The organism is Trinickia camelliae (assembly GCF_053525655.1).
Genome location: NZ_JBCHAA010000010.1, coordinates 134,728 through 148,247, shown reverse-complemented (window position 1 = coordinate 148,247; position 13,520 = coordinate 134,728). Strand labels below are relative to the sequence as shown.

Below are 13,520 nucleotides of genomic sequence, written 5' to 3'. Positions count from 1 at the left end.
CCCCTCGCGCCGCGCAACGCGCCGGTCAATGCAAGGTGTCGCCGCCGTCGAGTTCGGCATCGTGCTGATTCCGCTCGTGGTGCTCGTCTCCGGCCTGGTCGAATTCGGCCACGCGATTTACCAGTACGAGACGCTCACGAAGTCGACGCGCGACGCCGCCCGCTACCTGTCGACCTATCTGCCGAGCGACCCCGCGTACCCGCTTGCGTCGGCCCAATGCCTCGCCGTGTACGGCAGCACGAGCTGCCCCAGCTCCGGCGGCACGCCGCTCGTGGCGGGCCTGACGACGTCGATGGTCGTCGTGTGCGACGCGTCCCACACGACCGGCTGCTCCGATGCGTCGGACCCGGCGCAGTTCAGCAACGTGACGACCTACGACACCAACAACGACGCGGTCAACGCATCGAGCCAGACCGGCAGCATCAACCTCGTCGAAGTGAAGATCAAAGGCTATCCGTATTCGCCGATCGAGCCGTACTTGCAAACTACGATCCTGAATCTTTCGGCCCTGACGTTCAACAACATCGTGACCGTGATGAGGCAAGTATCATGAGCCGCCACCTCACCTTCAACGGTTCCCGGCCGAGCCGCCAGCGCGGCGCCGCCGCCGTGGAGTTCGCACTCGTCGTCGGCATCCTTTGCACGCTCCTGGTCGGCATCGTTGAGTTCGGCCGCGTCCTCTTCTATTGGAATACCGCGACCGAGGCCGTGCGCCGGGGCGCGCGCACCGCCGTCGTCTGCGACGCCGACGCTGCCGTCATCAAGAGCAAGATGACCGCCATGCTGCCGTTGCTCAGTTCGTCGAACGTGACCGTGAGCTACGCGCCCTCAGGCTGCGACTCGGATCCTTCTACGGCACGCAACACCTGCACGTTCGTCACCGTCAGCGTGACCAACGTCAGCGTGAAAACAATGATTCCATTCGTCCCGCTCACGCTCACGATGCCACCCTTCTCCACCACGTTGCCGCGCGAAAGCATGGCGTCGTCGACGGGCGGCAGCGCTTGCTCGTAACTCTCAACATTACGGCACCTACGATCATGATTGAGATCCTCACCACTTCAAAAGACGCCGCGCGGCTTGCACAGGTTGTGCGTCTGATCGGCGATTGCGGCAACTATCGGACCACGCGCGCCGTGGGCAGCCCCTCGCTGCTGTTGGAGCGCGGAGACAGTCTCGACGCGTTCGACGTGCTGATCGTCGATGCCGACTCGCTCGCGGATGCCGAACTGCCGGTCATCACCGACCTGTGTCATCGGCACAAACGCATGACCTGCATCCTGCTGATGCAGGATGCGTCGCCCGAGACGCTGATCGCGGCGATGCGAGCCGGCATTCGCGACGTGCTCGGCTGGCCGCTCGACCAGCGTTCGCTGTGCGATGCGCTGCAGCGCGCCGAAGGCCGCTCCGCGCTGCACGGCGCGCACGAGACGCAGGTCATCTCGTTCATGTCGTGCAAGGGCGGAACCGGGACGAGCTTCGTCGCGAGCAACGTCGCGCAAGCGATCTCGGGGATCTACAACAAGCGGGTGTTGCTCGTCGACCTCAACCAGCTGTTCGGCGATGCGGCCTTCCTGATCACGAGCGATACGCCGCCCTCGACGCTGCCCCAGGTGTGCGGGCAGATCGAGCGCATGGATTCCGCCTTCCTCGAGACGAGTCTGCTCCACGTCACCGACACCTTCCACGTGCTCGCGAGCGCGGGCGATCCGGTCAAGGCCGCCGAGATCAAGGAAGAGCGGCTCGAATGGATGCTCGGCGTCGCGATTCCGCGCTACGACTTCGTGATCTTCGATCTCGGCCAGACGATCAACTCGCTGTCGATCCTCGCGCTCGATCGCAGCGACGAGATCCACGTGGTGCTGCAGCCGAGCATGCCGCACGTTCGCGCCGGACGCCGCCTGCAGGAAATTTTCGTGTCGCTCGGCTATCCGCCCGACCGCATGCGCCTCCTCCTCAACCGCTATAACAAGCACGGGCAGCGTGCGCGCGCCGCCTTGGAGGAAGTGCTGGGGATGCAGCCGCACCAGGTGCTGCCGGACGAACCCGAAATCGTCACCAACGCGATGAACGAAGGTGTGCCGGTATCGGCCATCAGCCGCAACAGCGGCGTCGCGCGCGGTTTGCAAAAGCTCGCGGAAAGCCTAGTCCGCGGGCAGTCCGCGGCGGGGCGTGGACGCGAGCGCGGCGAACCGGGCCTAGGCCGGTTCTTCGGGCTGCAGCGCACGCCGAAGCTCAAGACCATGTAATCGACACTAGATAAACCAGCTAAAACGGGACAAGGAGACCATCATGTCGCTGCGCGATCAGATGTCCACGCAATTCATGCAGTCGTTCGGGGAACGCGACAGCGCAGGACGCGCGCCCGGCATGGCGCGCGCCGCGTACCAGAAGCTCAAGCGCGACGTCCATCAGCTCGTGCTCGATCGCGTCGAGCTCGAGCGTCTTTCCCGGCTCGGCACCGATCAGGTCCGCCAGGAAGTCAGCACGCTGATCTCGCGCATTCTCGAAGAGGAGAAGGCGCCCGCCAACGACTTCGAGCGCAAGCAGCTCGTGATCGACGTCTACGACGAGATGTTCGGCTTCGGCCCGCTCGAAGTGCTGCTGCGCGACCCGACGGTCTCCGACATTCTCGTCAACACCTCCCAGCAGACCTACGTCGAACGCAAAGGCAAGCTCGAGCTGACCGACATCACGTTCTACGACGACGCGCATTTGATGAAGGTGATCGAGAAGATCGTCTCGCGCGTCGGACGCCGCATCGACGAGTCGAGCCCGATGGTCGACGCGCGCCTGCCGGACGGCTCGCGCGTGAACGCGATCATCCCGCCCTCGGCGATCGACGGGCCGCTCGTGTCGATCCGGCGCTTCGCCGTCAATCCGCTGCAGGTCTCCGACCTGGTCGAGCTGCAGAGCCTCACGCCGCCGATGGCCGAATTGCTTGACGCCTTGTCCAAGGCGAAGGTCAACATCCTGATTTCGGGCGGCACGGGCAGCGGCAAGACGACGCTCTTGAACATCCTCTCGGGCTTCATTCCGCCCGACGAGCGGATCGTCACGATCGAAGACGCGGCCGAGCTGCAACTGCGTCAGCCGCATGTGCTGCGGCTCGAAACGCGCCCGCCGAACATCGAGGGACGCGGCGAAATCACCCAGCGCACACTGGTGCGCAACGCCCTGCGCATGCGCCCCGACCGCATCATCCTCGGCGAAGTGCGCGGCGCGGAAGCGCTCGACATGTTGAACGCGATGAACACGGGGCACGAAGGCTCGCTCGCCACGATCCACGCGAATACGCCACGCGACGCGCTCACGCGCCTCGAAAACATGATCAGCCTCGCCGGCCTTTCGCTGCCGCCGAAGACGATGCGCCAGCAGATTTGTTCAGCGATCGCCGTCGTCGTGCAAGCAACGCGCCTGAACGACGGCAAGCGCAAGATCGTCAGCATTTCCGAAATCACGGGCATGGAAGGCGACATCGTCAACATGCAGGAAATCTTCACGTTCAAGCGAACCGGCGTCGATCAGAACGGTGGCGTGCGCGGGCGGTTTTGCGCAACCGGCGTGCGGCCGAAATTCGTCGAGCGGCTGCAGGCTTTCGGCATCAACTTGCCGGATCAGCTCTACGATCCAAACCGGCACTTCGAAACCAAGTGACCGGCGTGAGCCGATGGATTCATTGAACTGAAGGGTGTCTCTGGAGACTTGCATGGACCCGACCTTCTACGCTTTTCTTGTGCTGGTGTTCGCGGCTGTCGTGCTCGCGTTCGAAGGCATGTATCACTGGTGGCAAAATCAGCACGGCGTCGCCGCCAAGCGGATCCAATCGCGCATCCAGGCGCTGTCCGCCGGCGGCCAGGTGAACAAGGAGCGCTTGACGATCCTGAAGGACCGGATGCTGAACGATTCGAAGCCGCTCGACCGGATGTTCATGCAGCTGCCGCGCGTCAAAAAGCTCGATCTCTTGATCCAGCAGTCGGGGATGAAGTGCCCGGTCACACGGCTGATCGGCATCAGCGCGGCACTGCCGCCAGTCGCACTCGCGGTCTCGACCTTCCTGCCGGTGCACGTGCTCTACGTGGTGCCCGCCGCGTTGTTGACAAGCGCACTGCCCTGGCTCTATGTCAAGCGCCGGGTCACGAAGCGCCTGCGCCAACTCGAGCGGCAACTGCCCGACGCCGCCGACATGATTTCCCGCGCGTTGCGCGCAGGACACGCGTTTTCCGGCGCGATCGGCATGGTGAGCGCCGAGTTCGCCGAGCCGATGGGCGGCGAGTTCCGCATCACGTTCGACGAAATCAACTACGGCGTACCGATCGGCGATGCGTTGATGAATCTCGCGACCCGTGTGCCGATCGACGATTTGCGCTACTTCGTGATCGCGGTGCTGATCCAGCGCGAGTCGGGCGGCAATCTCGCGGAAGTGCTCGACAACATTTCCACGCTGATCCGCGAGCGCCTCAAGCTGTTCGACAAGGTTCGCGTGCTATCCGCGGAAGGCAAGCTGTCCGCCTGGGTGCTGGGATTACTGCCGTTCGTCACCTGCGGATTCATGATGCTCATCAACCCAACCTTTCTGGAAGTCCTCTGGACAGATCCGGCCGGATTGAAGCTGGTCGAGACGGTGCTGGTTTCGATGGTGTTCGGGGTCCTGTGGATGCGGAAAATCATCAGGATTCGCGTGTAGTGCCTAGAGCCTGTTCAAGCTGATAACAGGGCCTAAAAACCCGGCTCGGGGCAGATCAAGATAAAGAGGGAATGCCATGCAATCGCCCAATTCGATGAACCTGTTGTTGATGGTGGGCCTGTTCGTCGTCGTCTTCGCGGCGGCGTTCGGCGCGATGCTCATGTTCTCGCCGCGCGACATGCGGCGGCGCATCGAACAGGCAGGAGGCACGCGCGTCGCGTCTCCGGCCGATGCCGAATCGACAGGGACCGAGTGGCTCGAAAAGCTCGCGGTCATTTCGCAGCCGATTTCGAAATTGTCGATCCCGAAGGACGGCTGGGAAGGCTCCACGCTGCGCGTGCGGCTCATGAACGCGGGCTGGCGCTCGCCCAGCGCCGCCGGCGTCTATTTCGCCGCGAAGACGCTGCTTGCGCTGGCACTGCCGCTGATCTCTCTGATCTGGCTCGCCAGGACCTCGCTCACCGAAGAGCCCATTAACCTGTCCGCCATACTGATCGGGCTCGGCGGCCTGGGATACTACATCCCAACCATCGTCCTCACCCGTTGCGTGCAATCGCGCCAGCGCACCGTGATGGAAGATTTCCCCGATGCACTGGACTTGCTGACGGTTTGCGTCGAGGCCGGACTTAGCTTCGACGCCGGGCTTCTCAAAGTCGCCGACGAAATCAAGCTGCGCAGCAAGGTGGTAGCCAACGAACTCGACCTCACGATCCTCGAAATGCGTTCGGGCTTCGCCAAGGAAAAAGCGCTGCGCAACCTCGCGATCCGCACCGGCGTGGAAGATATCGACTCGTTCTGCGCGATGTTGATTCAGGCCGAGCGCTTCGGCACGAGCATCGGCAATTCGTTGCGCGTGCTGTCCGATACGCTGCGGACTCGGCGCCGGATGAGAGCTGAAGAAAAGGCGGCAAAGATCGCCCTGAAGCTGCTTTTCCCGCTGATTTTCTGCATCTTTCCCGCCCTGCTGACCGTGATTCTCGGGCCCGCATTCATACACATCTACCGGGTGCTCTTGCCGACCATGGCGGGCACCGGAGGCTAGGACCGGTACACGCACTGAACTTGTGGCACCGCGCTGATCCGCAGTGCGGCGTGCGTTCGCGGGCCCCCTAACGGCCCGCTTTTTTTAAACACGACTTCTAAACTCGAAGACCCCCGCCAGCTCGTGCTTCCAACGAAGCTGGCTTTCGATGGGCGGCTTGTCATGCGCCCATCCTTTTTTTTGGCGCGATCGAATCGCGCCATCGCAGCGAAGCGCGACTCAAAGAGTTGCCTTAGCCAAGCCGCTAGGAGTTGACGCGCTCGCCAGCCGGATCGTACGGCGCCTTCACATGCACGGTCACATCGAGCCGCTCTCCGGCCAGATCGATCTGAAACCGCCCGCTCTTCAAATAGTCCGCGTCCACGGCAGCGCCATCGGCAACGACGTACCCGAGCGCCACCGGGCACCCCAGCGTATGCCCGAACGCGGCCGAACTGACCGAGCCCACCGCCATCCCATCGCGCAGAATCGCCTCGCCGCCCCATAGCATCTTGTCGCTTTGTCCATCGACGGTCAGCGCAACGAGCTTGCGCGCGAGCGGCTGGCCTTTGCGTTCGAGCAGCGCCTCGCGTCCGCGAAACGGAATGTCCTTGCCGAGCTTGCACGCGAAGGCGAGCCCCGCTTCAAACGGATCGCGATCAGGCGACAGCTCGCGTCCCCACGCGCGATACGCCTTCTCGATACGCAGCGAGTCGAGCGCGTAGTAGCCCGCGTTGACGAGGCCGAACGCTGCGCCCGCCTCCATCAGCGTCTCGTAGACGCCGACCGCGAATTCCACCGGCACATACAACTCCCAACCAAGCTCACCGACGTAGGTGAGACGCGTCGCGCGCACCGTCGCGTAGCCGATATCCACCTCGCGGCTCGTGCCGAACGCAAACGCTTCGTTCGAGAAATCGCTCTTCGACACTTGCTGCAGCAACGCTCGCGAATTCGGCCCCATCACGGCGAGCACCGCGTATTGGCCGGTCACGTCTACGACCGTGCAGTCCTTGTCGCCGGGCAGATGCTTTTCGATGAAGTCGAGATCGCGCACGGTTTGCGCCGAACCCGTGACGAGCAGGTATTGATCGTAGGCGAGGCGCGTCAGCGTGAAATCCGACTCGTAACCGCCGCGCTCGTTGAGCATGCCGGTATAGACGGTCTTGCCCGGCTCGACCGCCACGTCGTTCGCGACGAGCCCCTGCAGCACGGCTTCGACGTCGCGTCCCTTGAGCAGGAATTTCGAAAACGACGTCAAATCGAACAGCGCCACTTGCTCGCGGCAGGCGCGATGCTCGGCCGCGCTCCACGCATGCCAGTTCTGCTGGCCGAAGCCGTATTCAATCGCGGGCGTCTCGCCTTTCGGCGCGAAGAAGTTCGCGCGCTCCCAGCCCATCTTGCTGCCGAAGCACGCGCCCGCGTCGCGTAGGTGCGCGTAGAGCGGCGAGCGCCGGAACGGGCGCGCGGTATCGAGCTCGCGATTCGGCCAGGGCATCGCGTAGTGCAGCCCCAGCGTCTCCTTCACGCGATCGTGCAGCCACGTGTCGTTGCCGTTGAAGCGCGCGAAGCGGCGAATGTCGACGGGCCACAAGTCCATCGTCGGCTCGCCCGCCATGATCCATTCGGCGAGCGCCATCCCGGCGCCGCCCGCCGATGCGATCCCCATGGAGTTGAAGCCCGCGCCGACGTAGAAATTTTTCAACTCAGGCGCTTCGCCGACGATGAAGTTGTTATCAGGCGTGAACGACTCCGGGCCGTTGTAGAACTGCCGCACCTGCGCCGTTTCAAGCGCGGGCACGCGAATCAGCGCGTTCTGCATCAGGATCTCGAACTGATCCCAGTCGTCGGGGAGCAACTGGAATTCGAAGTTCGCGGGGATGCCCTCCATGCCCCACGGCTTCGCGTTGGGCTCGAAGCCGCCCATCACGAGTCCGCCCACTTCCTCCTTGAAGTAGATGTAGCCGTCCGGATCGCGCATGACCGGCAAGTCGGGATGCACGCCCGGGATCTTCTCGGTGACGATGTAGTAGTGCTCGGCCGAATGCAGCGGCACCGTCACGCCGCACAAACGGCCGATCGCCTTCGCCCACTGGCCGCCGCAATTCACGACGATATCGGCGCCGATCGTGCCAACGTCGCCGTCCTTGGTGCGCCACTTCACGCCGGTCGCCTTGCGGCCGGCGTCCGTACGCTCGGTATCGATGCCCGTCACGCGCACGTTCTCGACGATGCGCGCGCCGCGCATCCGCGCCCCGCGTGCGAGCGCTTGGGTGAGATCGGTCGGGTTCGCCTTGCCGTCACCGGGCAGCCAGACAGCGCCGAGCAGATCGTCGGTGCGCATCACGGGCCACAGCTCGCCCGCCTGGCTCGCGCTGATCACGTCGCACTCGACGCCATACGCGCGCGCGACCGCGGCGGTGCGCTTGAGCTGCGTCATGCGCTCGGCCGTGCGCGCCACCGACAGCGATCCGCATTGCTTCCAGCCCGTCGCGAGGCCGGTGTCGGCTTCGAGTTCGGCGTAGAGCTGGGTCGAATAGCGAATCAGCTTCGTCATGCTCTCCTGCGAGCGCAATTGCCCGACGAGCCCTGCCGCATGCCAGGTCGTGCCGCACGACAATTGGCCTTGCTCGAGCAGCGTCACGTCAGTCCAGCCGGCCTTCGCGAGATGGTAGGCGACGGAACAGCCGATGATGCCGCCACCGATGATGACAACGCGCGAATGCGACGGAATGCCTGAGCTCATGGAAGTCTCGTATAGGGACGAAGCGGGGATGACGGTGTGCTGGGGCGCTAAATTGGCGCCCTGTCACGGCGCAACATAATGCCACTATTTGCGTCATGATGCCACATCGATGTGACAAAAATTAGGCAAGACAGCCCGTCCTCCGAAGCAGAGTCCAGCGTGATTTTCAGGGGTTTTCCCGCGACCTCATTGAGTCCCGCCCGTTTTTTTTATATAACCACACGATCGGGGAGACACCTGAACGATCGGGGACCGGCGGATGAGAAAGACAATAACCAGCCTTGAGGGGTTGCGCGGCGCCGCCGCGCTTTTAGTCGTTATCTATCATTCGAGCCTAGGTATCTCGTGGATGGCCTGGGCGCGCAACGGGTATCTTGCCGTTGATCTGTTCTTCGTTCTGAGCGGCTACGTGATCTGCACGGCATACGAGCAAAGGCTCGATGATCCGACAGAATTTCGAGTCTTCATGATTCGCCGCTTCGGGCGCCTTTGGCCCGTACACATGGTCACGACGGGCCTGTACTACGTGAGCCTGAATCTAGGCGTGATCGCGGCCGTTTTCGCGGGGTATGCACACGGGCCGGCCGTGCTTCCGAACGTAGGCGAATCTGCAGCGCTCGTCTCAATGTCTCACGGTTTATTCCCGTTCGATCATTTCGTTGGATCGTACGCCAACTGGTCCGTAAGCGATGAGTTTTACGTCTACATCCTTTTTGGTGTTCTGTGTCTCGCGTTGCGTGGACGCGCGCGTGTTGTTGTCTATGCTGCGCTCGCGATTGTGGGATACGCCCTAGCCGTGACGACAACGGTTCACGTGCGGAAGTGCGTTCCGACCGCGGATTGTTTCAACATGACGCTGGGGTTCGGATGGACGCGTTGCCAATTTGGGTTCTTCGCTGGAACTCTGATTGCGCACTTCCGCGACGCACGCATATTCCACGTCCTGCGAAAGCCACCTGCACAGGTTTGCGTACTCGCGGTTGCGGTCGCATTCTTCGCGTGCGCCCATCGCCCCCCGTTGCTTGCGCTCGCCGCGCCTTTCGTATTCGTGCCATTGGTCGTATCCCTCACCGACAATCGCGGCCCGGTTGCCGCATTGTTCGATGCTCAGCCGTTTCAATACCTAGGACGCGTCTCGTATTCGGTCTATCTCGGGCATGTGATCTTCCGCCCAATCTTCGCAATCGTGCAGCCAACGACATCGTGGCAAGTGCAAGCGGGCGCTATCACGCTATTCATCTTCTCGTCATTCGCGCTGGCTCACTTCCTGTACACCCGCGTGGAAGCGCCGTACCGCGCACGCATCTACGCATGGTCCGACCACTTCCGCGCGAACGCGCCGCGCGTTGCGATCGATTGAGAGTCCGCGGGGATACCGCTTGTAACGGCTCTCGAACGCGTGTCGCATCGACCGTTTATCGAGCTTATTAATCGCACAGACCATCACCTCGCCGCATTTAGGATTCCCATCAGTTCATCCGGGGAGATGTCGTCGGTTTTTATCGCATCTCCGGCGACCTTCCCGACCCGACCAGATGGCTCATCACCGAACTTGGCCAAGTCCTGAAAAATAAGTTGGCCCCACGTGCGACCCCGTGCTTGGACAAGCAGGCCGCCCTCGCCGATCTTCCCGAGCTGGATAGCGGCGAAGCCAAGCCGGTCGACAAGGGCCGCCACTGAGGCGCTGGCCTCCCCATCGTCGCTGGAGACGAACACGACCCGCTTCCCGCCCCGGGGCGTCTTCGCCCCTTGGGCCAGGACGCCCGCCGGCAGATGGTTGAACGCCTTCACCACCTTCGCTCCCGCGAACGACTTCGCAAGGGCCGCGGTCGACGGCAGCCCGCCCAATGCCTCGGGTGAGACGCCGAACGCGTTGGTAGCGTCGATCACGATCTTCCCCTGCCAGTTTTCGGCGGCCTGCGCGACCTCCTGATGCGCAGCGAAGGGAACGGCCACGATGACGACATCAGCCTTGACCGCCTCCTCGATCCGCCGGGGGACGAGCGACGGGCCGATCTGCGCCGCGAGCGCATCCAGCGGCCGCCTGCCTGCTACCGCGACTTCGATCCCCTGGCGGGCGAAAGCCTGGGCGATGGCCGTGCCGATCTTGCCAAGCCCGATGATTGCGTAGCTCATAGAACGCTCCATTTCTCGAGTCTCAAACTTGACCGATGCCGCCGTCGTTCATCAAATCCGCCCCTGTCATGTAGGAACTCTGGTCGGACGCCAGGAAGAGCGCCGCGCTCGCCATCTCCTCGGCCCGCGCGAGCCGGCCGAGCGGGACCATGCTCTGGTACATGCTCACCAGGTCCTCGCGTGGCGCCATCTGCGCGTCGAGAATCGGCGTATCGGTGACGCCAGGGCTGAGCATGTTGACGCGAATGCCGCGATCCTTGAACTCCGCCGCCCACGTGCGGGCATAGGAACGCAACGCCGCCTTGGTCGCCGCGTAAGCGGTGTGGCCAGGAATGCCCATGAGGTGCATTGCCGACGAGACCAAGATGATCGATCCCCCACCCGTCATCAGCGGCAGCAGCTTCTGCACGAGGAATACGGGGCCGCGCGCCATGAGGTTGAACGCCTTGTCGAAATGCTCGGGCGTGATGGTGTCGATCGAAGCCTGTTTCGTATAGCCGGCGTTCGACACGACGATATCGACGACACCCTTTTCTTCCTTGACGGCAGCCGCGACACGGTCGAGGTCGTCGAGGTTCGCCGCATCGGCCTGGATCGCGGTGACGTTGCGTCCGATCAGCTCGGCGGCCTCGGCAAGCTGCGCTTGCCGGCGGCCGAAGATAAAGACGTGTGCGCCTTCGGCGACAAACCGCTGGGCGATTGCTAAACCGATGCCGGTTGTCCCGCCGCTAATGACGGCGACTTTGCCTGTGAGAGTGGGCATGGGGACCTTCTGTCTGTTCGTGAATGACAGGAAGATCGTAATTGCCGTCGCCGGCCATGATAATCAGCGGATTTTTCATAAGACCCATTCTCCAAAAGAATTGGTCAAATCAGCGGCAATCACGCAATCTCGCGCATGACGCGTCCTCGGGAAGACTGCAATGGATCGGTTTCACGAATTGAACGCCTTCATCGCCGTGGTCGAAGCAGGCGGTTTTACCGCTGCGGCGCGCAGAACCGGCGAGACACAATCCGCGATCAGCAAGGCCATCGGCGCGCTGGAGAAGCGCCTCGGCGTGATGCTCTTCAACCGGAGCACGCGCAGCGTGACCCTGACCGATCAGGGGCAGCGCTACTACGATCGGACCAAACCGCTCGTCGCCGAGATGGATGAAGTCGACAGCGAACTGGCCAGCAGCACGCTCGATGTCTCGGGTTCCATCAGGATCGCCGTCTCGTCGACTTTCGGCCGGCTTCACGTCCTGCCGCTCATCCCCGAACTGCTAGCGCGCAATCCCGGCCTTGAGGTCGATCTCGTGCTTTCGGACTTCGTGCGAGACATGGTGGAAGACCGGATCGATCTGGCGATCCGAGTGGGCCCGGTCGATGATCCCGACGCGGTCGTCAGGCGCGTAGGCGGCACCCCTCTCGTATGCGTCGGCTCACGTCGCTACTTCGAGCAACGCGGCATACCCAAGAGCCCTGCCGAACTCGTCGATCACAATTGCCTTTTATATGGCGGTCTGCTTGAGTCGGCGAATTGGCCGTTTGTCGGGCCGGAAGGCAGATTCAGCGTGACCGTTCACGGCAATCTGTCGTCCAACAGCGTCGAAACGATCCGGGCCGGCGTGCTGGCCGGTGTGGGAATCGGCCTCTTTGCCAAGGTGTCGCTTGCCGGTGAACTCACGCATCCGGACGTGATCACCGTGCTTGACGAATTCATCCGCGACGTCAGAGACGTCAGCCTCGTCTGGCCCAAACGCCGCTATGTGCCAGCGCGTGTGCGCCGCGCGACCGACTTCTTTGCCTCGGCACTTCCGCCGCGTCTTTAGTCTTTAGGTCAATGGAATCGACCGGAGCGCTGTACGGCCTCGCTCACCGACGCGTTAGAGCGACTGTTGTCGGCGGCAAACCGAGAGCACGAGTTGCCTGAGCCAACGATGAGCGGGGTCGGCCTCTAAACGGGGATGCCACATCTGCGACACCGTAATCTTCTCCGTTGCAACGGGAAGCTCGAAAACGTAGGCGCCGTCGCATTCGACACCTTCGCCGTGTTCTGTCTGTATGCCCAGGAACGATGCGGGGACGAGCGCGATGAGATCCGAAGCTCGAGCCACGGTCAGCGCCGCGGGAAAGCCCGGAACCACCGCCACGATGGTTCGTTCGAGACCTAATGCAGCCAACGCATCGTCAACCGGTCCGTTTGCGCGCCCGTGTCGTGAAGCGACCACGTGGCCGAAAGCGGCATAGCGTTCAGCTGTGACTTGGCGCTCGAATTCCAGCGGATGACCTTGTCTGACGACGCCCACGAAACGATCGCGGAACAGCGCCTGCAAGCGCACCTCCGGACCCATCTCGCCCAAAACGCCAATCTCGAGGTCAGCCGAGCCGTCACGCAAATGCGTCGCGGTCTTGTCGAGTTTCGGTGCGAAGCGCAAACACACATGCGGCGCAACCGCCGTTGCCGCAGCGATCAGCCGCGAACCCAAGGCGTCGACGAAACCGTCGTTGGCTCGAATCGTAAAGGTGCGCCGCAACGTCGAGAGATCGAGTTCCGTCTGGGAGGGACGAAGCAAGGCGCGAGCTTCAGTCAGCGCATTGTGCGTGCGTTCGCGAAGTCCCTCGGCATAGGGGGTCAACACCATACCTCGCCCCGCGCGGACCAATAACGGATCGCCGGTCGTCTCGCGCAGGCGAGCCAAGGTTCGGCTCATGGCCGAGGCGCTCAAGCCGAGCCGCCGCGCGGCATTCGCCACACTGCCATCGGCAAGCAATGCGTCGAGCGCAATGAGGAGGTTCAAATCGGGTTCGGGCATGCCTGATCGTAGCACTGGGGGGCGAGACATGGCGTTCGGCGCAGGTTATGAATGCATCTGCTGCGCCTTCCGGCATGTCTGTCTCATCGATATATTCGATGTACCGACTCGTGGTCTCGCTTACAAGGAGCT

At 62.8% G+C, this 13,520-nt stretch carries 12 protein-coding genes; 8 read left to right on the top strand and 4 right to left on the bottom strand.

Translation table 11 applies throughout. The features are described 5' to 3' along the window. The first annotated feature begins 28 nt into the window (after positions 1-28). The 6 genes from AAHK20_RS18065 to AAHK20_RS18040 all read left to right on the top strand — a co-directional run bounded on the left by AAHK20_RS18065 (position 29) and on the right by AAHK20_RS18040 (position 5,729). Positions 29-553, top strand: coding sequence for a TadE/TadG family type IV pilus assembly protein (locus AAHK20_RS18065; protein ID WP_449182979.1), 525 nt, complete (start codon positions 29-31; stop codon positions 551-553). After that, positions 550-1,014, top strand: coding sequence for a TadE/TadG family type IV pilus assembly protein (locus AAHK20_RS18060; RefSeq protein WP_449182867.1), 465 nt, complete (start codon positions 550-552; stop codon positions 1,012-1,014). The genes AAHK20_RS18065 and AAHK20_RS18060 overlap by 4 nt, the downstream gene beginning before the upstream one ends. Positions 1,015-1,040: 26 nt before the next feature. Further along, the gene (locus AAHK20_RS18055; protein ID WP_449182866.1) at positions 1,041-2,249 is read left to right on the top strand and encodes a CpaE/TadZ family protein; all 1,209 of its coding nucleotides are present in this window, start codon (positions 1,041-1,043) and stop codon (positions 2,247-2,249) included. Between the two features lie 43 nt (positions 2,250-2,292). Next, the gene (locus AAHK20_RS18050) at positions 2,293-3,657 is read left to right on the top strand and encodes a TadA family conjugal transfer-associated ATPase (RefSeq protein ID WP_449182865.1); all 1,365 of its coding nucleotides are present in this window, start codon (positions 2,293-2,295) and stop codon (positions 3,655-3,657) included. 52 nt (positions 3,658-3,709) lie between these two features. Then, on the top strand, positions 3,710-4,687 hold the full coding sequence (locus tag AAHK20_RS18045) for a type II secretion system F family protein (RefSeq protein WP_449182864.1): 978 nt from the start codon (positions 3,710-3,712) through the stop codon (positions 4,685-4,687). A gap of 76 nt (positions 4,688-4,763) precedes the next feature. Beyond that, on the top strand, positions 4,764-5,729 hold the full coding sequence (locus AAHK20_RS18040; RefSeq protein ID WP_449182863.1) for a type II secretion system F family protein: 966 nt from the start codon (positions 4,764-4,766) through the stop codon (positions 5,727-5,729). Positions 5,730-5,973: 244 nt separating this feature from the next. Here AAHK20_RS18040 and AAHK20_RS18035 read toward each other — a convergent pair whose 3' ends face one another. Beyond that, positions 5,974-8,454, bottom strand: coding sequence for a GcvT family protein (locus AAHK20_RS18035; RefSeq protein WP_449182862.1), 2,481 nt, complete (start codon positions 8,452-8,454; stop codon positions 5,974-5,976). Between the two features lie 259 nt (positions 8,455-8,713). Here AAHK20_RS18035 and AAHK20_RS18030 point away from each other — a divergent pair, with 259 nt between their 5' ends. Beyond that, positions 8,714-9,814, top strand: coding sequence for an acyltransferase family protein (locus AAHK20_RS18030; protein WP_449182861.1), 1,101 nt, complete (start codon positions 8,714-8,716; stop codon positions 9,812-9,814). Positions 9,815-9,897: 83 nt separating this feature from the next. Here the strand turns inward: AAHK20_RS18030 and AAHK20_RS18025 are convergent, their stop codons facing one another. Together AAHK20_RS18025 and AAHK20_RS18020 are read right to left on the bottom strand one after the other, a co-directional pair. Next, positions 9,898-10,590 carry an NADPH-dependent F420 reductase gene (locus AAHK20_RS18025; RefSeq protein WP_449182860.1) on the bottom strand — a complete coding sequence of 231 codons (693 nt, stop codon included), beginning with the start codon at positions 10,588-10,590 and terminating at the stop codon, positions 9,898-9,900. A gap of 22 nt (positions 10,591-10,612) precedes the next feature. Beyond that, entirely contained in the window at positions 10,613-11,353 is a 741-nt protein-coding gene (locus AAHK20_RS18020; protein ID WP_449182859.1) for an SDR family NAD(P)-dependent oxidoreductase, read from the bottom strand. 160 nt (positions 11,354-11,513) lie between these two features. Here AAHK20_RS18020 and AAHK20_RS18015 point away from each other — a divergent pair, with 160 nt between their 5' ends. Continuing rightward, positions 11,514-12,404 (top strand): LysR family transcriptional regulator, encoded by an 891-nt coding sequence (locus tag AAHK20_RS18015; RefSeq protein ID WP_449182858.1) that lies wholly within the window; start codon positions 11,514-11,516, stop codon positions 12,402-12,404. Positions 12,405-12,458: 54 nt separating this feature from the next. Here AAHK20_RS18015 and AAHK20_RS18010 read toward each other — a convergent pair whose 3' ends face one another. Further along, positions 12,459-13,388 (bottom strand): LysR family transcriptional regulator, encoded by a 930-nt coding sequence (locus tag AAHK20_RS18010; protein WP_449182857.1) that lies wholly within the window; start codon positions 13,386-13,388, stop codon positions 12,459-12,461. Positions 13,389-13,520: the final 132 nt, after the last annotated feature.

Bases quoted from the DNA above. Each gene is read 5' to 3' on its own strand.
- AAHK20_RS18065 (WP_449182979.1), top strand. From the start codon at position 29: ATGCAAGGTGTCGCCGCCGTCGAGTTCGGCATCGTGCTGATTCCGCTC.
- AAHK20_RS18060 (WP_449182867.1), top strand. From the start codon at position 550: ATGAGCCGCCACCTCACCTTCAACGGTTCCCGGCCGAGCCGCCAGCGC.
- AAHK20_RS18055 (WP_449182866.1), top strand. From the start codon at position 1,041: ATGATTGAGATCCTCACCACTTCAAAAGACGCCGCGCGGCTTGCACAG.
- AAHK20_RS18050 (WP_449182865.1), top strand. From the start codon at position 2,293: ATGTCGCTGCGCGATCAGATGTCCACGCAATTCATGCAGTCGTTCGGG.
- AAHK20_RS18045 (WP_449182864.1), top strand. From the start codon at position 3,710: ATGGACCCGACCTTCTACGCTTTTCTTGTGCTGGTGTTCGCGGCTGTC.
- AAHK20_RS18040 (WP_449182863.1), top strand. From the start codon at position 4,764: ATGCAATCGCCCAATTCGATGAACCTGTTGTTGATGGTGGGCCTGTTC.
- AAHK20_RS18035 (WP_449182862.1), bottom strand. From the start codon at position 8,454: ATGAGCTCAGGCATTCCGTCGCATTCGCGCGTTGTCATCATCGGTGGC.
- AAHK20_RS18030 (WP_449182861.1), top strand. From the start codon at position 8,714: ATGAGAAAGACAATAACCAGCCTTGAGGGGTTGCGCGGCGCCGCCGCG.
- AAHK20_RS18025 (WP_449182860.1), bottom strand. From the start codon at position 10,590: ATGAGCTACGCAATCATCGGGCTTGGCAAGATCGGCACGGCCATCGCC.
- AAHK20_RS18020 (WP_449182859.1), bottom strand. From the start codon at position 11,353: ATGCCCACTCTCACAGGCAAAGTCGCCGTCATTAGCGGCGGGACAACC.
- AAHK20_RS18015 (WP_449182858.1), top strand. From the start codon at position 11,514: ATGGATCGGTTTCACGAATTGAACGCCTTCATCGCCGTGGTCGAAGCA.
- AAHK20_RS18010 (WP_449182857.1), bottom strand. From the start codon at position 13,388: ATGCCCGAACCCGATTTGAACCTCCTCATTGCGCTCGACGCATTGCTT.